Origin of the sequence: Microbacterium sp. 16-032, assembly GCF_041079455.1 — a bacterium.
Lineage (GTDB): Bacteria > Actinomycetota > Actinomycetes > Actinomycetales > Microbacteriaceae > Microbacterium > Microbacterium testaceum_A.
Genome location: NZ_JBFYGQ010000003.1, coordinates 112392 through 132689 on the forward strand (window position 1 = coordinate 112392; position 20298 = coordinate 132689).

The following is a 20298-nucleotide window of genomic DNA, read 5'->3' on the forward strand; positions in this document are numbered from 1 at the left end:
TATGAATCCGGCGTACGAACGAGAACGCCCCCTGCCGCGGGGGCAGAGGGCGTCGACGGCAGGATCGTCAGTCGGCGGCGTTCGCCGGGGTCGGCAGCTCGATCGGGACGACCGGGCAGTCCTTCCAGAGCCGCTCGAGGCCGTAGTAGACACGCTCTTCCTCGTGGAAGACGTGGACGACAAGGTCGCCGAAGTCGAGCAGGACCCAGCGGGACTCCTGTCGGCCCTCGCGACGCACGCGCTTGTGGCCGTGCTCGAGGAGCTTCTCTTCGACCTCGTCGGCGATCGCGGCGACGTTGCGCTCGTTGCGACCGGTGACGAGGAGGAAGATGTCGACGAGCGGGAGGGGTTCGGACACGTCGAGCGCGACGATGTCGTCGCCGCCCTTCGCGTCGGCGGCGAGAGCGGCGATCTGCGCCATCTCGCGACCGTTGTCGGTGGCTGTCATCGGAAGACTCCTGTCGTGAAGGCGAGGCCGAGGGTGACGGCCACCGCCAGGAAGAGAGCACCGGTCGTGATGATGAGCCCGATGAGGAGCTTGCTCCCCTTCTCGGGCGCCGGCGGGCGGATGATCTCGCCGGGCTGCTTGACGGTGCTGATCGCGGCACTCGCCGCGATCGGGGTGGGGGACGAGGCGGGCGGAAGCTCGCCGTCGAGGAGCACGGCGTCGGCGTCGCGGCCGTCGGTGGTGCCGGGAGCGTGACCGACCGAGCCCAGACCCTCGGGCAGCTCGAACGTGCCCGTGATCATGACCTCACCGGTCGCCGTGACGGGACCGACCAGAGGAACGCCGGCGGGGGTCTGCGACAGGATCAGCGCGTTCGGGGTCGACACGGCGCCGCTCGCTGCGGCGTTGCGCGAGATGAGCTGATCGAACGACGCGGGGAGCGAGACCTCGGGGTTTGCCCCGTCCAGCAGCTCGGAGCCGAGCGCGGGGTTGACGACCGAGGCGCCGGGTCCGGTCTCGTCCGACGAGATCGGGCTCTCGGCGGTGTCGGGGGCGGCGGGACGGAAGATGGCGGGCAGAGCGGACCCTTCTTCGGCCTGCGGTGCCGGAGCGGTGTTCTGGCGCGATATCGACGACTCGAGGTCGGAGCTGATGACGGGGACCGCGGCCGTGCGGATCTTCTCCTGCGCACGGACCTGTCGACGCGTGAGACCGGTGACACCGAAGTCGCCGTCGCCGAAGGACCCGTCGAACGCGTCGGGGCGCAGAGCGGGCGCGAAGGGTTCGTCGCGCTGCTCGACGGGCGCGGGCTCCTCGGACACGGCGGGCTCGTGCTCTGGCGTCGCGGGCTCGGCCTCGGCGTGGTCCGACGCGGCGTCCTCCTCGCCCGCGCTCTCGTCGGCGCCGCGCTCGGGCACGCGATCGACGATCGGCGCCTCGGCCGACTCGATCGGAGCGGCCGGGGTCTCGGCATCCGGAGTCTCGCCCTCGGGCTGCGGAACGATGATGGGCGTCGCGCCGGTCTGGCGGAGCTCGCGCAACTGACGGCGGGTCAGCGCGGGAGTCTCGGGGTTCTCGGGAGTGCTCATGCTGTGCTCCGGTAGAGGTGGTGCTTCGCGATGTACTGCACGACGCCGTCGGGCACGAGGTACCACACGGGGTGGCCTCGGCGCACACGGGCGCGGCAGTCTGTGGACGAGATCGACAGGGCGGGGATCTCCAACTGGCTCACGTTCTGGGATGGGAGCCCCTCGGTCGTGAGGACGTGACCCGGCCGGGACACCGCCACGAAGTGCGCCAGATCCCAGAGCTCCTGGTGGTTGCGCCAGCTGAGGATCTGCGCGACCGCGTCTGCGCCGGTGATGAAGAACAGCTCCGCACCGGGACGCTGCTCCTGCAGGTCGCGCAAGGTGTCGATCGTGTACGTGGGCCCCGCGCGATCGACGTCGACGCGGCTCACCGTGAACTGGGGATTGGATGCCGTGGCAATCACCGTCATCAGGTAGCGGTGCTCGCTCTCGGTGACGTCGTCCTTCTGCCACGGACGCCCCGTCGGCACGAAGACGACCTCATCGAGATCGAACGATTGGGCGACCTCGCTGGCGGCGACCAGGTGACCGTGATGGATGGGATCGAACGTCCCACCCATGACCCCGATGCGAGGGGCGCGCGTCACCGACATACGGTGGGCCTCAGTGGCCGTGCGCCTCGGGGGTGGGCGTCCCGTGCTTCTGGGTGTACGCCGCCGCCTTGTGCGCGTGACGGTTCGACACGTTGCGGTACGACAGCGTCACGAGGCTCAGGGCCACGAAGGTGAGGAACGCGACGGCGCCGTACCAGAAGGTCTGGGCCTGCACGTTGCCACCGTGGTGGGCGCCTTCTTCTGCGGCTTGGGCCAGAAGTGCGACGAAAGTCATCAGTGCTCCGATCAGAGGTCTGCGCGAGGCGCGCGTCTCATTTTAGGCGGTCAGGCGCGTACCTGGCCGTCGCCGCGCCCGAGCCACTTGGTGCTCGTCAGCTCGGCGAGGCCCATGGGTCCGCGGGCGTGAAGTTTCTGGGTGGAGATGCCGACCTCGGCCCCGAAGCCGAACTCGCCTCCGTCGGTGAAGCGCGTCGAGGCGTTCACCAGGACCACGGCGGAGTCGACCTCAGCGAGGAAACGATCGGCGGCCGCGGAATCGTCGGTGATGATCGACTCGGTGTGGTGGGTCGAGTAGCGACGGATGTGCGCGAGGGCGTCATCGAGGTCGTCCACCACGCGGACGGCGAGGTCGAGGGTGCCGTACTCGAGCGACCAGTCCTCGTCGGCGGCCGGCACGACCCGCGCATCGTGCGCGCGCGTGTCGGCGTCGCCGTGCACCGTGACTCCGGCGTCGACGAGGGATGCCAGGAGCTCGGGCAGCAACCGGTCGGCGGCGTCGCGGTGTACGAGCACGGTCTCGACGGCGTTGCAGACGCTCGGCCGCTGCGTCTTGGCGTTGAGGACGATGTCGCGGGCCCAGTCGTCGCGGGCCGTGGCGTCGAGGTAGACGTGGACCACCCCGGCGCCGGTCTCGATCACCGGCACGGTCGACTCGGTGACGACGGTCTCGATGAGACCGGCGCTGCCCCGCGGCACGAGCACGTCGACGAGCCCGCGCGCGTTCATCAGGGCCTTCGCCCCGTCTCGACCGAAGTCGTCGACGCTCTGGATGGCCTCGGGGCTCACCCCGTGTTGCGAGAGCGCGTCGCGCATGACCCGGACGAGCGTGGCATTGCTGCTCTGCGCCGCCGATCCCCCGCGCAGGACCACGGCGTTGCCGGAACGCAGGGCGAGCGAGGCGATGTCGACGGTCACGTTGGGTCGGGCCTCGTAGATCGACCCGACCACACCGAAGGGCACCGCGACCTTCTCGAGTTGCAGGCCGTTGGGCAGGGTCCGGCGGTCGAGCACGCGGCCGACCGGATCGGGAAGCTCCGCGACGTCGCGGACCGCCGCGGCGAGGGCGGCCACGCGCGTGTCGTCGAGACGCAGCCTGTCGAGGAGCGCTTCACCGATGGCATCGTGGCGCCCTCTGTCGAGATCCTCGGCGTTGGCCGCGACGATCCCCGACGAAGAGGTCTCGAGCGCGTCGGCGACGGCGTGCAGGAGCGCCGTCTTGCGCGCGGAATGGAGCAGACCGATCTCTCGCGCCGCGTCCTTGGCCAGACGCAGGCGCTCGTCGACGGAGGCGGCGATCACGGTCATGCGCTCAGTGTACCGGCGCGGGTCACGGCGCCCACGGGGCCGGTCGCCAGGGTGACAGGGTCGGGATTGGGAGCGAACCAGGTGCCGACAGCCTCGCCCGAGAGAGCGGATGCCACCAGGTCGGCGCTCGTGACGAGCACGCCCACCCCCGCGGTCGAGGCGAGCTTGGCCGCGGACGCCTTGGTCGCCGCTCCCCCGGTGCCGACGCCGTTGACCACTCCCGCGCCGAACTCGAACTGCGACAGGTCATCGCCCCACGCGACGTCGGTGATGGGTCGGGCGCCGGGCTCGCTGGGCGGGAGCGTGAAGAGCGTCTCGATGTCGCTGAGGAGCACGAGGACGTCGGCACCGATCAACTGGGCGACGAGGGCGGCCAGACGGTCGTTGTCGCCGAAACGGATCTCGTGGGTGGCGACGGTGTCGTTCTCGTTCACGATGGGCAGGATGCCGAGACCCAGCAGGCGTTCCATCGCGCGGCGCGCGTTGGAGCGGTGCGTGGCGTTCTCGAGGTCGCCCGCCGTCAGCAGCACCTGACCCGCGAGCAGACCGAAGCGGTCGAGTGAGGTCTGGTAGCGCCACATGAGGACGTTCTGACCGACCGCCGCCGCAGCCTGCTGCGTTGCGAGGTCGTTCGGACGGCCCTCGAGATCGAGCAAGGGCAGCGCGGTGGCGATGGCACCCGACGACACGAGCACGACCTCGGTGCCCGCGCCGTGCGCACGTGACAGGGCCTCCACGATCGTGTCGATGCGGTGAGCACCGTCGCCGCTGATCGACGACGAACCGACCTTCACCACGACGCGGGCCGCGCCGGGGATGTCGGCGCGCGTCGTCGCGGTCACCGCTCCTCGTCCTCGAACTCGAGCCGGGAGGAGTCGCCGTCGGGGGTGATGCCCGCGGCACGCGCCGCGCGGCGCTCGGCCTCGAGCTCGGCGCGGGCGTCGGCCTTGGCATCCATCCGCTCGTGGTACTGCTCGCGACGCTCCGACGAGGTGCGGCGCGGGTTCTGCACGAGACGCGGGTCGGTGCCGCGCGGCGCGGTCATGAGCTCGGCGGCCGAGGTGAGCGTGGGCTCCCAGTCGAAGACGATGCCGTCGCCGGGGCCGATGACGACGGTCGCACCCGCGACCGCCCCGGCGCGGAACAGCCCGTCCTCGACGCCGAGACGGGCGAGACGATCGGCGAGGTAGCCGACGGCCTCTTCGTTCTGGAAGTCGGTCTGCTGCACCCATTTGACGGGCTTGTCGCCGAGGATCCGGTAGACCGGCCCGTACGTGCCGCCCTCGACCTTGATGGTGAAGTCCTTCTCGGCGCCGCGGGGGCGGATGACGACGCGCTCGGGCGGCGTCTGATCGATCGTGGCGAGGCGGTGCTCCTCGACGATCTCACCGAGGGCGAAGGTGAGTTCGCGCAGGCCCGCGCGGCTGACGGTCGAGATCTCGAACACGCGGAAACCGCGGGCCTCGAGATCCGGACGCACGAAGTCGGCGAGCTCGTGCGCCTCGGGGACGTCGACCTTGTTCAGGGCGATGATCTGCGGGCGGTCGAGCAGCGGAACCTGGCCCTCGGGAACGGGGTAGGCCGCCAGCTCGGCGAGGATGATGTCGAGGTCGCTCAGCGGGTCGCGGCCGGGATCGAGAGTGGCGCAGTCGAGGACATGCACGAGAGCGGTGCACCGCTCGACGTGACGCAGGAACTCCAGGCCCAGGCCCTTGCCCTCGCTGGCTCCCTCGATGAGTCCGGGCACGTCGGCGATCGTGAAGCGCGCGTCGCCCGCCTGCACGACACCGAGGTTCGGGTGCAGCGTCGTGAACGGATAGTCGGCGATCTTGGGGCGCGCGGCAGAGACCGCGGCGATCAGACTCGACTTGCCGGCGGAAGGGAAACCGACCAGCGCCACGTCGGCGACGGTCTTCAGCTCGAGGACGATGTCGCCCTCGTATCCCGGGGTTCCGAGCAGGGCGAAACCGGGTGCCTTGCGCTTCGGAGACGACAGCGCCGCGTTGCCCAGGCCGCCCAGGCCGCCCGGAGCGGCAACGAAGCGCATCCCAGGGGTGAGCATGTCGACGAGCACGTTGCCGTCCACGTCCTTGACGACCGTGCCGAGCGGCACCGGAAGCTCCTGGTCCTCGCCGAGCGCACCGGAGCGGTGGTCGCCCATGCCGAACCCGCCGTTGCCCGCGGAGCGGTGCGGCGAGTGGTGGTACGACAGCAGGGTCGTGGTCTGCGGGTCGGCGACGAGCACGACGTCGCCGCCGCTACCTCCGTTGCCGCCGTCGGGACCGGCCAGCGGCTTGAACTTCTCACGGCGCACCGAGACGCAGCCGTTGCCGCCCTTTCCTGCACGCAGGTGCAGGGTCACGCGGTCGACGAAGGTGACCATGGCGGGTCCTTCCGGGTGTGGCCGGCGAAGCCGACTCGAAAAAAGAAGAGGGGGTGGGCAGCCGCCCACCCCCTCGTGCGCCGAAGCGCGGGAATTACTCCGCTGCTGCGGTGACGATGTTGACGACCTTGCGGCCGCCCTTCGCGCCGAACTGGACCGCACCGGGTGCCAGGGCGAACAGCGTGTCGTCGCCACCACGGCCGACGTTGGCGCCGGGGTGGAAGTGCGTGCCGCGCTGGCGGACGATGATCTCGCCGGCGAGGACGACCTGGCCGCCGAAACGCTTCACGCCGAGGCGCTGTGCGTTGGAATCACGACCGTTACGGGTGGAGCTTGCGCCCTTTTTGTGTGCCATCTCTGCGTCTCCTGGCTCTTACTTGATGCCGGTGATCTTGACGCGCGTGAGGTCCTGACGGTGGCCCTGGCGCTTCTTGTAGCCGGTCTTGTTCTTGAACTTCTGGATCACGATCTTCGGACCGCGCTCCTCGCCGAGCACCTCGGCCGTGACCGAGACCTTCGCGAGCTTGTCGGCGTCGGTCGTGACCGCGTCGCCGTCGACGAACAGGACGGCGGGCAGCTGGATGCTCTCGCCGATCTTCGCCTTCTGGCGGTCGAGCACGACGACCGTGCCGACCTGGACCTTCTCCTGGCGGCCGCCGGCGCGCACAACTGCGTAAACCACTTCACACCTGTTTTCGTTCGGGAGCGCGGAGCTCCGGTTGTCTGATGACGTCGGGAGGGTCTGACGACCCAAGTCTCGGTGCGATCCGGCGAGCAGAGCCCGCGGGGTCACGCTCCTGTCAGGAGTGGACGCGACGCACCAAGGGTCAAGTTTAGCTCACCCGGAGGCATCCGGCAAAAGCATTCGACCCGCGTGTCGACCGTAGGATCGCGGAATGGCAATCCTGATCGATGATCCCCAGTGGCCCGCGCACGGACGTTTGTGGGCTCACCTGGTCAGCGACAGCGATCTCGACGAACTGCACGACTTCGCCGCAGCGGCCGGAATCCCGCGCCGTGCGTTCGACCTCGACCATTATGACGTGCCCGACGAGCGCCACGCCGACCTCATCCGCGCGGGGGCGGAGTACGTCGGCGGCAAGGAGCTCGTGCGGCGCCTGCGCGCCTCGGGACTGCGGATCACCGCACGTGAGCGCCGCCCTCACCCCTGAGCGTCCGGCTCCACGGGCTTCATCCCTGACGACGGGAGCGAGTCCGCGGCATCCGTCCCCGTTCGCACACACGCGTGAGGGGCCGATCTCCGTCGCCGGGAGAGATGCTCGGCGACGGAGAACGACCCCTCACGCGGGATGAGCGGGGCTCAGGCCTCCGACGAAGGCTGAGCGTTCACCGGGGTGCCGGTGAGGGCCGCGGTGGTGACGCGACGACGCGAGCGTCCCTGGCCGGGCGCCTTGGGCTCGGGCAGAGCCTCGAGGACCGACTCGAGCAGGGCGTCCTTCTCGGTGCGGGGCGCCTTGGGCTCGCGCTTCTTGCGGGGGCGCTTCTCGCGAGCCGGGGCGGGCGCCTCGGACGCCGACTCGGTCTTCGCCTCGAGGACGGCCTCGACCGATGCCACGACCGCCGCCTCGACGAGGGCCGGGTCGTCGATGGTGGGCTTGACGGTCGACGCGGCGATCTGCGCGAGAGCGGACTTGACGCCCTCGGTGATGACGTGGGTGCCGCCGACCTGCGCCGCCGCTCCCCCGTTGCCGTTCGCCCCGCCGTTGCCCTGCGCGGCGCTAACGCCGTTGCCGCCACCGGTCGACGCGTTGCCGTTCGAGCCGCCGTTGCCGCCGCGTCCGCGACGGTTCGACGATCCGCCGTTCGCGTTGCCGCCACCGTTGCTCGACGAACCCGCGGGACGGTGCTTGACGACCGGGTCGTGGTGCACGATGACGCCGCGACCGGCGCAGACCTCGCACGCCTCGCTGAAGGTTTCGAGCAGGCCGAGACCGAGCTTCTTGCGGGTCATCTGCACGAGCCCCAGCGAGGTCACCTCGGCGACCTGGTGCTTCGTGCGGTCGCGGCTCAGGCACTCGATGAGGCGGCGCAGCACGAGGTCGCGGTTGGACTCGAGCACCATGTCGATGAAGTCGACGACGATGATGCCGCCGATGTCGCGCAGGCGCAGCTGGCGCACGATCTCTTCGGCCGCTTCGAGGTTGTTCTTGGTGACGGTCTCTTCGAGGTTTCCGCCCGAGCCGACGAACTTGCCGGTGTTGACGTCGACGACCGTCATGGCCTCGGTGCGGTCGATCACGAGCGAGCCGCCCGAGGGCAGCCAGACCTTGCGGTCGAGCGCCTTCTCGATCTGCTCGGTCACGCGGAACGCGTCGAACGGGTCCTGCTCGCCCTCGTACTTCTCGACCCGCTCGAGCAGGTCGGGGGCGACGCCCTGCAGGTACGACGAGATCGTCTGCAGCGCCTCGTCGCCCTGGATGAGCATGCGGGTGAAGTCCTCGTTGAAGACATCGCGCACGATTTTGACCAGCAGATCGGGCTCGGAGTGCAGCAGGGCGGGCGCCTGGATCGTCTTGACCTGGCTCGAGACGTGCTCCCACTGCGAGGTGAGGCGCTGCACGTCGAGGGTCAGCTGCTCTTCGGTGGCGCCCTCGGCGGCCGTGCGCACGATCACGCCCGACGACTCGGGGAGCACCTCCTTGAGGATCTTCTTCAGGCGCGCTCGCTCGGTGTCGGGGAGCTTGCGCGAGATGCCGTTCATCGTGCCGTTGGGCACGTAGACCAGGTAGCGGCCGGGCAGCGAGATCTGGCTCGTCAGACGCGCGCCCTTGTGGCCCACGGGGTCCTTCGTGACCTGCACGAGAACGCGGTCGCCCGACTTGAGGGCGAGCTCGATGCGACGCGGCTGGTTGTTGGTCTCCACGCCGTCCCAGTCGACCTCGCCGGAGTACAGCACGGCGTTGCGGCCGCGACCGATGTCGACGAACGCGGCCTCCATGCTGGGCAGCACGTTCTGCACGCGGCCGAGGTAGACATTGCCGATGAGCGAGGCGTCCTGGTTGCGGGCGACGTAGTGCTCCACGAGCACGTTGTCCTCGAGCACCGCGATCTGGATGCGACCGGCCTTGGAACGCACCACCATGACGCGGTCGACGGCCTCGCGGCGGGCGAGGAACTCGGCCTCGGTGACGACGGGGCGACGGCGCCCGGCCTCGCGACCGTCGCGGCGACGCTGCTTCTTCGCCTCGAGGCGCGTGGAACCCTTGATCCGCTGCGGCTCGGTGATGACCTCGACCGCGCGCTGACGCACGGGGGGCGCGGCGGGAGCCTCGGGGGCATCGTCACGGTTGTCGTTCGGTCCCCCGCGGCGGCGGTTGCGACGGCGGGCGTTCGCCGAGACGCGCTCGCTGGGGCCCTCGTCGTCGCGGTCATCGAAGTCATCGCGGATTACGACGGGCGGAAGCGCGGGCGCGTAGAAGTGCAGGGCCGTCGAGACGGCGGACACGAAGTTCTCGGGGAGCAGGCCGAGCGACACGGCGGTCGGACGGGCGGGCTTCTCGGGCTCGGCAGGGGTCTTGAGCTGAGCCGGAGTCTCGGGCTCGGCGGGATTGACCTCGGGCTGCTCCGTCGCCGCCTCGGCGGACGCGGACTCATCCGAAACGGAACCGGATGCCGGCACCTCGGCCTCCGCGATCGACTCGACCTTGTCCGCGGCCGGTGGGGACAGCTCCGACGCGTCCACCTCGGACGGGTCGTCCGTGGCGGCGGGGATGTCCTCCACGTCGAGCACCGCGGGCGCCTCGGTGTCGTCGGCGGCCGCGTCTTCGGCATCCTGGACCGCCGCCTCTTCTTCGTCGACCGCGGGGGTGGAGTCGGAGGTGGCGGTGTCCGGAGAGATCGGCGTCTCGTCGGTGGGGTTCTGTTCGTCTGTCACATCGGCCATGTCGGGGTACTCCCTGGCGGACGACACCGCGCGTCGTCCGACGAAATCTCATGCAGCGCCGCACCCGGCGGGGCCGCGAACTCACTCGGTCTGCAGCCGGCCTGCGGCTCGTGCTGCGAAGGGCGGTCATCGCCCGAAGTCTTCTGGGTGATGTTCCTGCGGCGCGGCCGCGGTCACATCAGCCTTCATTATCGCACGAACCGCCGAGAACGCCCACGACGGCGCGGTCACCTGCACTTATCCACAGAGACTTCCCGCACCAAGCGGGGGCTCGATACGGTCGAAGCTCTGGCGAAGGGGGCCACCATGACCTTGTCCGACGACTCACTCACCGCCTTGGAGCAGGCACGCGCACGTGTGCAAGCCCAGACGGCGAAAGCGAGAGCACTGTCGCACGATGCTGCTCGGATGGGCGATGACGTGCGGACGGTGACCGCAACGCGTAGCTCCCTAGGGCGCGAAGTGCGTGTATCGGCTGCTGCGGGCGGACGGGTCGATCGCATCGATGTCTCGTCGAGCGCGATGGACCTCGATGCGGCGACGCTCTCGCGCATCATCACGGAGACGGTTCGCGAGGCGCAGCGGGATGCGGCGGACGCCGCCGTCCGACGGATGTCGGAGAGCCTCGGCGCCGATTCCCCGCTCGTCGAGTCAACGCGGCGACGTGTCGACGAGGAGTACGCCGGGCCGACGAACGGGAGGGGCAACGCATGATCGATCACCTGGAGGTGACGCCAGCTCGACTCGCAAGCACCGCACAGAACGTCAAGGCCGCTGGTGCCCAGATCGATGCGCTCATCGAGGCGTTGACGCGCGAAGCGGCGATGCTCAGCACGCAGTGGAGCGGGGATGCCCAACAGGCCTACGCGTTGGCCCAGGGGCGGTTCGGGGTGAGCCTGGCCAGCCGCACCGCATTGCTGACGAAAATGTGCGGCGCATTGGACGACCTCGCGACCGCATACAGCGATGCCGACCTCGACGGGGCACGCGGGTTGGGGCTGACAGCGTGATACGTCGGGGGCGGATCGCTGCGATCGTCGGCCTGGCATTGGTCGCAAGCGTTGCGGCCGGGTGCAGCCAACTGCCGTCTCACGACGATTCGTACAAGACCGACATCCCCGCCGCACTGGAAGCGGCCAATCTCGGGATCTCCAATGCCTACGCCGACGTCAGCCTGGACGGGTTCACCGAGACGCTGACGATCGGCGGAACCGTCGACCTCCCGGCCGCCGAGGAGACGAAGGCATCACCGGAGTTCGTGCGCGACGTGATCAGTGTTGCACTCGACGGGCGCGTTCTGAACATGAAGTATGTCGATCTGGCCTTCCGAGACAGCGACAAAAAGAGGATCGACGTGAAGTCGGCCCTGACCAGTCTGGGCGCAGCGCCCAATTACGACGGCAGCAGCATCACCATGGACGAGGCCAGGACGATTTCCGAGGAGGCGGGACGATGACCGCAGCGAATCAACACATCGAGGTCGACGGTGGCGTCCTGAAGAAGCAGGCCGCGCTGGCTCGTGATGCATCCCGTGCCTTCAACTCGGCGGGGCACGACGTGCGAGCGGATCTACCCGAGGACGCTTTCGGTCTTCTGAACAGAGGCTTCGTCGTGCCCCTTGCGAACATGGTCGCCGCTCGAGCGCGGGAACTGCTGACGTCGGCGCAGGATCTGGCAGATCGAGTTGCCGACGGGGTGGACAACGCCTCGATGGTCTTCTCCACAGTGGAGCAGGACGCGGTGGACGCTTTCGCCCGGAGCGACGGATGACCGCGGCATCCGCTGTCAGTTCGGAACTCGCCAGTGGCAATTGGACGAGAGGCCTCCCGACCAGCGGCCCGGGCGGAGATGCCTGCGCTCAGATTCCAGGAGTCGTGGGCGTCGTCCTCCAGTACGTGCAACCTCTGCGCGAATGGTTCGACGAGTTGGTGGGGAACCCCTCTGCGACGGCTGCTGTAGCCGCGGCATGGGAAGACGCCTCGCGATCGCTGGTGAGCATTCCCGAAACTGTCCAGCACGCACGATCTTCACTCGGTGAACTTGATGGACGGACGGTGAGGGCGCTGCGGGAGCGCCACGAGGACCTCCACCAGGTCGCCCTCGACGCCGCCGAATGGACGGCCGCGACGGCAGCTGCGCTCCGCCTCGCGTCTCGGATCGTCGAGGCCACTCGGTCGTTTGTCTGCGACGCTCTCGTGCAACTCGCGCGCTTCGCTGACGAACTCTTTTCGTTCACCCTGAACCCGTTCGAGGTCGCCGAACGCGTCGAGGATTTCGCGCGTAGTGCGTACGACCTCATCGAAGCGACCGGCCGTCTCGTCACCGACCTTCTCGAGGCTCTCGCAGCCCTCGGGTCACTTCTTCAGAAGCTCTTGCCCATCATCGCCGAGGGACTCGACGCGCTCAGGCAGGTCATTTCGCAGATGCTCCCCTCGATGGCGTCTCTTTCCGGGGCACCGTTCGGTTACTTGGGCAGCGCTGTCGGTCTTGTTCTCGGCGGGGCGGCCCAGAACTTCCTGCAGAACTCGACGGACGTCGAAGAGCTCGACCCCGCGACACTGACCGGAGACCGACTCGAGGCATGGGAAAGGTCGCAGGAAGTCACGCGAATCTCTTCTCTAGCCGACCTGGTTTCGGTGAACGGTACGACGGACACGATGGGTGGCGCCGACCAGACGGTCGTTGATATCAAGAAGGTTGTGGGGCCCGACGGGGTGGAACGCTGGGTCGTCTCGCTGCCCTCCACGCAGGACTGGCAACTTGGTCCGGATGAGGGCGCACTCAACGATCGCGACTCCAATGTCGCGTTGATGATGGACAACCCGGCATTGCGGACGGCCTACGAGCGGGCCGTTCTCGAGGCGATGCGCGACGCAGGTATCCCTCCGGGAAGCGACGTGGTCCTTACGGGATTCAGCCAGGGAGGGATCATGGCCGCCAACCTCGCTTCTGATCGCACGTTCCCCTACAACACCGTCGGTGTCGTGACGAACGGGTCGCCCATCGACTCCTTCGACATCCCCGAGCACATTCCCGTTTATGCCTTCCAGCACCTCACAGACGTTGTGCCTAACCTCGACGGGAACACGTTCGACGAAACGCCGCCCAACGTGAACCGGGTGCTCATGCCCGGGCCCTTGAACCCGATCGACGCCCACAACAACAAGGCGTACACGAACTCCGTGACGGCGTGGGAGGCCCAATATGCCGCGGAGCACGGCGGGCCTCCTCCCAGTCTCGACCTGTTCACGGGTGAGGTCGTCGACCACAGTGTCTTCACGACACATGAGTGAACCTGCCCGAAGTGCCCCTGTGGCGGCCAGGTGAGAGAGTCGCGGCATGGGCGAAGCGGACACGCCCACGTGTGCACCCTCCGAAGACGAAGGCGTGAGGAGATCGGAGTCGGCGCAACGGTGACCACGTAAGCCGGCCTCTCGGCGCAGGTCGTAGACCACATCGTTCACCGCACTCACGAGCGAGCGCTCCTGGACCGTTGCTGCGCTCGGACGCGACATCGCCTGCCGGCCCCGCGACGGCGCGAGTCCATCGTCAGACGAACCAAGGTGGAGCGACCGCCTTCAAAGCGACCCCATAGGGCGTCGGTGAGAGAATCGCGGCATGAGTGAAACCGTCACCCCCCGCCGTCCGGTCGTGGTCGCGATCTGGCTGATCTTCGCGGGGGTCGTGGGCTGGTGGGCGGCGTTCTCCCTCACCATGGAGCGCTTCCACCAGCTCGAGAACCCGGGCAGCGCGGCATCCTGTGACTTCAGCGTGCTGGTCCAGTGCTCGACGAATCTGCAATCGTCGCAGGGCAGCGTGTTCGGCTTCCCCAACCCGATCATCGGGCTCGCCGCGTGGATCGCGCCGATCGTCGTCGGAATGGCGCTGCTGGCCGGCGCGCGGTTCGCGCGGTGGTTCTGGGCGCTGTTCTGGGTCGGTTTCGCCTTCGCGCTGACCTTCGTCATCTGGCTCATCTCGCAGAGCCTCTTCGTCCTGTCGACGCTGTGCCCCTGGTGCATGGTGACGTGGTCTGTCGTGATCCCGTCGTTCTTCGTCGTGACGCTGCACGTGCTGCGCGAGGGCGTGATCCCTCGAGAGCGGGTCCGCGAGATCGCCGACCGGCTCATGGCATGGGTGCCCCTCATGACGATCCTGGCGTTCGCAGTGGTCGCAGTGATCGCGCAGGTGCGGCTGAACGTTCTCGCCCAGCTCTGACCTGGTGGGCGCGGCCCCTCGTGTCCTCGCGTCGAGGGATGGATGCCGTGAACCCACTGATGCCCGCCCCGTACGACCTCGTCTGGTCGGCGGTCGCGCTCGTGGCATTCGGTTTTGCCGTGTCGGCCATCGGGAGCCTCTCCCGGCGCGCGAGACACCTCCCGTCGACGGTCGTGCTCATGTGGGCGCTCGTGATCTCGGTGGTCCCCGTACTCGGACCGGTGTCATGGTTGGCGGCGGGACGCCGGGCACGCGTCTCGCGCTCCTGACGGACCTGCCCCGCGGGGGCCCGTTGCTCTGACCGGCTCGGCGACCTCGCGGTGCTCAGCCACCTCGCCCTCGAACGACGAAGGCCGCCACCCTCACGGGGCGGCGGCCTTCATGGCATCCGGGATCAGGCGAACCAGATCGCGAGCTCGCGCTCAGCGGACTCGACGCTGTCGGATCCGTGGACGAGGTTCTGCTGCACCTTGAGGCCCCAGTCGCGGCCGAAGTCGCCGCGGATCGTGCCGGGGGCGGCGGTGGTGGGATCGGTCGTGCCCGCGAGCGAGCGGAAGCCCTCGATGACGCGGTTGCCGGCGAGGCGGATCGCGACGGAGGGGCCCGACATCATGAACTCGAGCAGCGGCTCGTAGAACGGCTTTCCCTCGTGCTCGGCGTAGTGCTGGGCGAGGGTCTCGCGGTCGGGCTCGACGAGGCGGATGTCGACGAGGGCGTAGCCCTTCGCCTCGATACGGGCCAGGATGGCGCCGGTCAGGCCGCGGGCGACGCCGTCGGGCTTGACCAGGACGAGGGTCTCTTCGGTAGCCATGGGTCATTCTCCGTTCGAGAGGTCGGGGGAAGCGGCGCGTCGTGCGTTCTGCCGATCGAGCGCCGCTCCCTTGATCGTCGCATACGCCCACATGCCACCGAAAATGACGGCGACCACGGCGAGGGCCGGAACGAGCAGACCGCCGAGCAGCAGGATCACCTGCAGAGCCCACCCGGCGAACAACGCCCACCGGTGCCGGAGCGATCCCGACACCGCCACCATCGCGATCGCCATGACGACACCGCCGACGATCCCCCACCACGGCTCGATGCCCGCGGGGAGCACCTTGAGGCCGTAGACGACGAGACCGCCGAGGAACACGATGATCGACTCGAAGCCGAGGACGACGGCACCGAGCGACTCCTGCGCACCGCGCTGACGACGAACGCGGGGAGCACGGGGTTCGCGCGGGCTCACGCCTGCCACCCCGACTTCCAGTCCTCGAGCTCCGACAAGCGCAGGGCCTCACCGGCGAGGACGACGGATCCGGCGATGACCACCGCACGGCGGTCGGACTCCGCGGCCCACGCGCGCGCCGCGTCGGCGGCGTCTTCAAGGGTCGGGTGCACCGTCACGGGAAGGTCGGCGGCCTCGGCCACGTCGGCGATCACGTCGGGGTCGGTCGCGCGGTCGCTGTCGGGCGCCGTCGCGAACACCCGGGCCACGGCGGGCACGAGCGCCGACATGATGCCGACGGCGTCTTTCCCGTCGAGGATGCCGACCACCGCGCCCCACTCGTCGATGTCGAACGACTCGTCGAGGGCGGCGACCAGGGCCCGCGCGCCGTGCGGGTTGTGCGCCGCATCGACGAACACCGTCGGCGCGGTGCCGACGAGCTGCAGGCGGCCGGGAGAAGTCGCGTTGCCGAGGCCGTCGGCCACGACGTCGGCGGCGAGGGGCTGCGTGCCGCCGCCGATGAGCGACTCGACCGCCGCGACGGCCAGGGCCGCGTTGGAACCCTGGTGCGCGCCGTACATCGGCAGGTAGACCTCGCGGTACGTGCCCGCGACTCCGCGGATGTCGAGCTGCTGCCCGCCGACGGCGAGGGTCTGGCCCTCGAGGGCGAAGCCGTCCGGGGCCACCGCGACCGTCGCTCCCTCTTTCTCGGCGCGAGCGCGGATCGCGCGCAGGGCCTCGTCGGGCTGGGCGGCCGAGACGACGGCGGCGCCCGGCTTGATGATGCCTGACTTCACCGTCGCGATCTCGGCGATCGTCGACCCCAGGCGGTCGGTGTGATCGATGTCGATCGGCGCGAAGACCGCGACGTCTCCGTCGGCGGTGTTGGTGGAGTCCCACTCCCCGCCCATGCCGACCTCGAGCACGAGCACGTCGATCGGCGCGTCGGCCGCGACGACGAACGCGAGCACCGTGAGCAGCTCGAAGAACGTCAGCGGGGCGTCTCCGGCGGCCTCGAGCTCGCCGTCGACCATGCCGACGAACGGCTGGATCTCGTCCCACGCGTCGGCGATCGCGGCGTCGGCCACGGGCTCTCCGTCGATGAGGATCCGCTCGGTGAAGCGCTCGAGGTGGGGGCTGGTGAACAGGCCCGTGCGAAGGCCCATCGCGCGCAGCAGACTCTCGATCATGCGGCTGGTCGACGTCTTGCCGTTCGTGCCGGTCACGTGGATGACGCGGTACATGCGCTGCGGGTCGGCGAGCAGCTCGAGCACGCGGCGCGTGCGCTCGACGCGCGGCTGCACCCACTGCTCGCCCTGTCGTTCGAGCAGCGCCGCGTAGACGGCATCCGCCCTGGTGCGATCGCTCATGCGGGGGCTCCGATCCGGGCGACGGCCACCGTGACGGCGCCGACGTTCGCGTAGGTCTTGGCGGTGAGGACGTTCTCGAACTCGGGCTCGCCCACGTCCCCGCGCTCGATGAGCCGTTCGGTACGGCTGGCCAGCACGACGCCTTCGGCGAGGGTTTCGGATGCCACTCCCGCGACATCGAACGCCTGGGCCACGGCGGCCGCGTCCCCGGCGTCGTCGAACGTGAGGGTGAGGGCGATCCGGTCGCTCACGTCGAAGCCGGCGGCCTTGCGGGTGTCCTGGATGCCGCGGATCATGTCGCGCGCCAGGCCCTCGGCCTCGAGCTCGGGGGTGGTGACGGTGTCGAGGAGGAGGAAGCCGTCGGCGGCGTTCAGGAGGGCCACCGCTTCTCCCTCCGCGAGGCGCGAGGCATCGGTCTCGAGGGCGCCCTCGGTGGGGCCGAGGACGACTTCGCCGTCCGGCGTCTGGACGACGATGCCGCGGTCGGTCTCCGCCCAGTTGCCGGCCTTCGCGGCCTGGATGACCTGCTGCACGCGCTTGCCCAAACGCGGTCCCGCGGCACGAGCATTCACCACGAGGCGCTGCGCGAGACCGAACTCGTCGAACGACTGCAGGTTCAGCTCCACGAGCTTCACGTCCTTGACGTTGAGTTCCTCGCGCACGAGGTCCTCGAACTGGGCCAGGCCCGCGGCATCCGGAGTCACCACCGTCAGACGCGGCAGCGGCAGGCGCACGCGCTTGCCCTCGCGCTTGCGCAGCGCGTTGGCAACGCTCGAGACCTCGCGCACGGTGTCCATCGCGGTGCGGATGTCTTCGGCGGCGGGAAACGCCGCGGCGTCGGGCCAGTCGGTCAGGTGGACGCTGCGCCCGCCTGTCAGGCCCTGCCACACGCGCTCGGTGACCAGCGGCAGCAGGGGGGCCGCGACGCGGGTCAGCGTCTCGAGCACGGTGTAGAGCGTGTCGAAGGCCTCGCGGCTGCGCGGGTCGTCGGTGACGCCCACCCAGAAGCGGTCGCGGGAGCGGCGGATGTACCAGTTGGTCAGCACCTCGGCGAAGTCGCGCAGACGCTCGGCCGCCGTTGTGGAGTCAAGCCCCTCGAGGTCGGCCGCGACGTTCGTCACGAGGTCGCCGGTGAGCGCCAGGATGTAGCGGTCGAGCACGTCGGTGGAGTCGGTGCGCCACTCGGCTTCGTACCCGCCTGCGCCCGAGGCATTCGCGTAGGTCGCGAAGAAGTACCACGCGTTCCACAGCGGCAGCAGGAACTCGCGCACGCCCGAACGGATGCCCTCCTCGGTCACGACGAGGTTGCCCCCGCGCAGCACCGAACTCGACATGAGGAACCAGCGCATGGCATCCGAGCCGTCGCGATCGAACACCTCACGCACGTCGGGGTAGTTGCGCAGCGACTTTGACATCTTCTGTCCGTCGTTGCCGAGGACGATGCCGTGGCACGAGACCCCGGTGAAGGCCGGGCGGTCGAACAGCGCGGTCGAGAGCACGTGCATCACATAGAACCAGCCGCGGGTCTGCCCGATGTACTCGACGATGAAGTCGGCGGGGGCGTGCTCGTCGAACCACTCGTGGTTCTCGAACGGGTAGTGCACCTGCGCGAACGGCATCGATCCGGAGTCGAACCACACGTCGAGCACGTCTTCGATGCGACGCATCGTCGACGCGCCGGTCGGGTCGTCGGGGTTCGGACGCGTGAGGTCGTCGATGTAGGGACGGTGCAGGTCGACCTCGCCGTCGGCGTTCACCGGCAGGCGGCCGAAGTCGGCCTCCATGTCGGCGAGCGAGCCGTACACGTCGACGCGCGGGTAGTCGGGGTTGTCGCTCTTCCACACCGGGATCGGCGAACCCCAGTAGCGGTTGCGGCTGATCGACCAGTCGCGCGCGCCCTCGAGCCACTTGCCGAACTGGCCCTCCTTGACGTTCTCAGGCACCCAGGTGATCTGCTGGTTGTTCGCCAGCAGGTCGTCCTTGATATCGGTCACGCGCACGAACCAGCTCGACACGGCCTTGTAGATGAGGGGGTTCCGGCAGCGCCAGCAGTGCGGGTACGAGTGCTCGTACGAGGCTTCGCGCAGCAGTCGGCCGTCCTGCTTGAGCAGGCGGATGAGGGGGCGGTTGGCCTCCATCCACAGCTCGCCGGCGACGTCGGTGACCGCGGAGAGGAAGCGGCCGCTGTCGTCGAGCGAGATGATCGTCGGCAGGCCCGCGGCATCCGCCAGGCGCTTGTCGTCCTCACCGTAGGCGGGAGCCTGGTGCACGATGCCCGTGCCGTCGCTGACGGTGACGTAGTCGTCGACGAGGATCTTCCAGGCGTCCTGCGTGCCCCAGACGGAGGCGTCGGCGTAGTAGTCGAAGAGGCGGTCGTACGACACGCCCTCAAGCTCGGAGCCCAGGATCGTGGACTGGACGGCCTCGCGGGCGGCATCCGCGCTCTCGTACCCGAGGTCTCTGGCGTATCCGGGCAGCAGGTCCTCCGCCAGTAGGTAGCGGTGGGCGACGGCCTCGAAGGCCTCGTCGGGCGTGCCGTCGGGAGCGCGGTGCACGTCGGCGGCGCCGTTCGGTCCGCCCTCGATCACGGCATAGCGGATGCCGGGACCCACGGCCAGCGCGAGGTTCGTCGGGAGCGTCCACGGCGTCGTCGTCCACGCGAGCGCGCGGACGCCGGTGAGACCCAGCGCCTCGGCCTTGGCCCCGACCAGCGGGAAGGTCACGGTGACCGAGGGGTCCTGACGCATCTTGTAGACGTCGTCGTCCATGCGCAGTTCGTGCGTGGACAGGGGCGTCTCGTCGCGCCAGCAGTACGGCAGCACGCGGTAGCCCTCGTAGGCGAGGCCCTTGTCGTGGAGCGTCTTGAACGCCCACAGCACGCTCTCCATGTAGGTCGTGTCCAGCGTCTTGTAGCCGCGCTCGAAGTCGACCCAGCGGGCCTGACGCGTGACGTAGTCCTGCCAGTCGCGCGTGTACTCGAGCACCGACTCGCGGGCCTTGGCGTTGAAGGTCGCCACGCCCATCGCCTCGATCTCGTCCTTCTCGGTGATGCCGAGCTGCTTCATCGCCTCGAGCTCGGCGGGCAGGCCGTGCGTGTCCCACCCGAAGACGCGGTCGACCTTCTTGCCGCGCATCGTCTGGAAGCGCGGGAAGACGTCCTTCGCGTACCCGGTGAGAAGGTGCCCATAGTGCGGAAGGCCGTTGGCGAAGGGCGGGCCGTCGTAGAAGACCCACTCCTCGGCGCCCTCGCGGTTCGCGATCGAGGCGCGGAAGGTGTCGTCGTGCGCCCAGAAGTCGAGCGTGTCGTTCTCGATCGACGGGAAGCGGGGGCTCGGAACGACGGATGCCGCGTCGGCAGCCGGGCCGAAGGATGAGGGGCGTGGGTAGGTCATGTCTCTCCGCAGGTTGGGATCCACCTGCGGGGACGATCCGTGCGGACCGCGGTACCACCCCGCCTTGCGCCGCCCCCGTTCGGGACCGGTGCCACTCTCACTGCGGCTGTGACGGGCCTGCCCCGCGCGGTTCTACTCCGGGCCTGGACCCGT

Annotated in this window: 22 protein-coding genes; 8 read left to right on the forward strand and 14 right to left on the reverse strand. The window is 69.2% G+C overall.

The annotated features are described in order from the left end of the window. Nucleotides 1-67 precede the first annotated feature (67 nt). The 9 genes from rsfS to rplU all read right to left on the reverse strand — a co-directional run bounded on the left by rsfS (nt 68) and on the right by rplU (nt 6739). A complete protein-coding gene (gene rsfS / locus AB6V31_RS06745) occupies nt 68-448 on the reverse strand; it encodes a ribosome silencing factor (protein ID WP_150956956.1) in 381 nt (126 codons plus the stop codon). After that, the gene (locus AB6V31_RS06750) at nt 445-1536 is read right to left on the reverse strand and encodes a hypothetical protein (RefSeq protein ID WP_369364741.1); all 1092 of its coding nucleotides are present in this window, start codon (nt 1534-1536) and stop codon (nt 445-447) included. Before AB6V31_RS06750 ends, rsfS begins: the two co-directional genes overlap by 4 nt. Then, entirely contained in the window at nt 1533-2129 is a 597-nt protein-coding gene (gene nadD, locus AB6V31_RS06755) for a nicotinate-nucleotide adenylyltransferase (protein WP_074695027.1), read from the reverse strand. The genes AB6V31_RS06750 and nadD overlap by 4 nt, the downstream gene beginning before the upstream one ends. A 10-nt stretch (nt 2130-2139) precedes the next feature. After that, nucleotides 2140-2364: a hypothetical protein gene (locus tag AB6V31_RS06760; RefSeq protein WP_056231158.1), complete on the reverse strand. Its 225-nt coding sequence runs from the start codon at nt 2362-2364 to the stop codon at nt 2140-2142. Between the two features lie 50 nt (nt 2365-2414). Further along, a complete protein-coding gene (locus AB6V31_RS06765) occupies nt 2415-3674 on the reverse strand; it encodes a glutamate-5-semialdehyde dehydrogenase (protein ID WP_369364744.1) in 1260 nt (419 codons plus the stop codon). Next, the gene (proB, locus tag AB6V31_RS06770; protein ID WP_056231153.1) at nt 3671-4516 is read right to left on the reverse strand and encodes a glutamate 5-kinase; all 846 of its coding nucleotides are present in this window, start codon (nt 4514-4516) and stop codon (nt 3671-3673) included. Before proB ends, AB6V31_RS06765 begins: the two co-directional genes overlap by 4 nt. Continuing rightward, complete coding sequence (gene obgE, locus AB6V31_RS06775) at nt 4513-6057, reverse strand: GTPase ObgE (protein ID WP_056231150.1); 1545 nt, start codon at nt 6055-6057, stop codon at nt 4513-4515. The genes proB and obgE overlap by 4 nt, the downstream gene beginning before the upstream one ends. Nucleotides 6058-6151: 94 nt before the next feature. Next, on the reverse strand, nt 6152-6412 hold the full coding sequence (rpmA, locus tag AB6V31_RS06780) for a 50S ribosomal protein L27 (protein ID WP_055836932.1): 261 nt from the start codon (nt 6410-6412) through the stop codon (nt 6152-6154). A gap of 18 nt (nt 6413-6430) precedes the next feature. Then, nucleotides 6431-6739, reverse strand: a complete 309-nt coding sequence (gene rplU / locus AB6V31_RS06785) for a 50S ribosomal protein L21 (protein WP_055836929.1) — start codon at nt 6737-6739, stop codon at nt 6431-6433. A gap of 214 nt (nt 6740-6953) precedes the next feature. Here rplU and AB6V31_RS06790 point away from each other — a divergent pair, with 214 nt between their 5' ends. Further along, a complete protein-coding gene (locus AB6V31_RS06790; protein ID WP_074695030.1) occupies nt 6954-7229 on the forward strand; it encodes a DUF4031 domain-containing protein in 276 nt (91 codons plus the stop codon). A gap of 149 nt (nt 7230-7378) precedes the next feature. Here AB6V31_RS06790 and AB6V31_RS06795 read toward each other — a convergent pair whose 3' ends face one another. Then, nucleotides 7379-9961: an Rne/Rng family ribonuclease gene (locus AB6V31_RS06795; protein ID WP_369364746.1), complete on the reverse strand. Its 2583-nt coding sequence runs from the start codon at nt 9959-9961 to the stop codon at nt 7379-7381. A 150-nt stretch (nt 9962-10111) separates the two neighbouring features. Between AB6V31_RS06795 and AB6V31_RS06800 the strand changes: the two genes are divergently transcribed. The 7 genes from AB6V31_RS06800 (at nt 10112) to AB6V31_RS06830 (ending at nt 14445) form a co-directional block, all read left to right on the forward strand. Next, nucleotides 10112-10675, forward strand: coding sequence for a YbaB/EbfC family nucleoid-associated protein (locus AB6V31_RS06800; RefSeq protein ID WP_369365075.1), 564 nt, complete (start codon nt 10112-10114; stop codon nt 10673-10675). Then, on the forward strand, nt 10672-10971 hold the full coding sequence (locus tag AB6V31_RS06805) for a WXG100 family type VII secretion target (RefSeq protein ID WP_369364748.1): 300 nt from the start codon (nt 10672-10674) through the stop codon (nt 10969-10971). Before AB6V31_RS06800 ends, AB6V31_RS06805 begins: the two co-directional genes overlap by 4 nt. Then, entirely contained in the window at nt 10968-11417 is a 450-nt protein-coding gene (locus AB6V31_RS06810; RefSeq protein WP_156371749.1) for a hypothetical protein, read from the forward strand. Before AB6V31_RS06805 ends, AB6V31_RS06810 begins: the two co-directional genes overlap by 4 nt. Then, nucleotides 11414-11731, forward strand: a complete 318-nt coding sequence (locus AB6V31_RS06815) for a hypothetical protein (RefSeq protein WP_056231133.1) — start codon at nt 11414-11416, stop codon at nt 11729-11731. Before AB6V31_RS06810 ends, AB6V31_RS06815 begins: the two co-directional genes overlap by 4 nt. 104 nt (nt 11732-11835) lie before the next feature. Continuing rightward, nucleotides 11836-13254: a hypothetical protein gene (locus tag AB6V31_RS06820; protein ID WP_156371748.1), complete on the forward strand. Its 1419-nt coding sequence runs from the start codon at nt 11836-11838 to the stop codon at nt 13252-13254. A 325-nt stretch (nt 13255-13579) separates the two neighbouring features. Beyond that, on the forward strand, nt 13580-14176 hold the full coding sequence (locus tag AB6V31_RS06825) for a vitamin K epoxide reductase family protein (protein ID WP_369364751.1): 597 nt from the start codon (nt 13580-13582) through the stop codon (nt 14174-14176). A gap of 38 nt (nt 14177-14214) precedes the next feature. Beyond that, nucleotides 14215-14445: a PLDc N-terminal domain-containing protein gene (locus AB6V31_RS06830; protein WP_268104067.1), complete on the forward strand. Its 231-nt coding sequence runs from the start codon at nt 14215-14217 to the stop codon at nt 14443-14445. Nucleotides 14446-14570: 125 nt separating this feature from the next. Here the strand turns inward: AB6V31_RS06830 and ndk are convergent, their stop codons facing one another. The 4 genes from ndk to ileS are packed head-to-tail and all read right to left on the reverse strand — an operon-like array spanning nt 14571 to nt 20145. Beyond that, nucleotides 14571-14987, reverse strand: a complete 417-nt coding sequence (ndk, locus tag AB6V31_RS06835; RefSeq protein ID WP_013586434.1) for a nucleoside-diphosphate kinase — start codon at nt 14985-14987, stop codon at nt 14571-14573. A gap of 3 nt (nt 14988-14990) precedes the next feature. Then, nucleotides 14991-15404 carry a DUF4233 domain-containing protein gene (locus AB6V31_RS06840; protein WP_235557008.1) on the reverse strand — a complete coding sequence of 138 codons (414 nt, stop codon included), beginning with the start codon at nt 15402-15404 and terminating at the stop codon, nt 14991-14993. Beyond that, nucleotides 15401-16753 carry a folylpolyglutamate synthase/dihydrofolate synthase family protein gene (locus AB6V31_RS06845; RefSeq protein ID WP_369364752.1) on the reverse strand — a complete coding sequence of 451 codons (1353 nt, stop codon included), beginning with the start codon at nt 16751-16753 and terminating at the stop codon, nt 15401-15403. Before AB6V31_RS06845 ends, AB6V31_RS06840 begins: the two co-directional genes overlap by 4 nt. Then, on the reverse strand, nt 16750-20145 hold the full coding sequence (ileS, locus tag AB6V31_RS06850) for an isoleucine--tRNA ligase (RefSeq protein WP_369364754.1): 3396 nt from the start codon (nt 20143-20145) through the stop codon (nt 16750-16752). Before ileS ends, AB6V31_RS06845 begins: the two co-directional genes overlap by 4 nt. Nucleotides 20146-20298 lie beyond the last annotated feature (153 nt).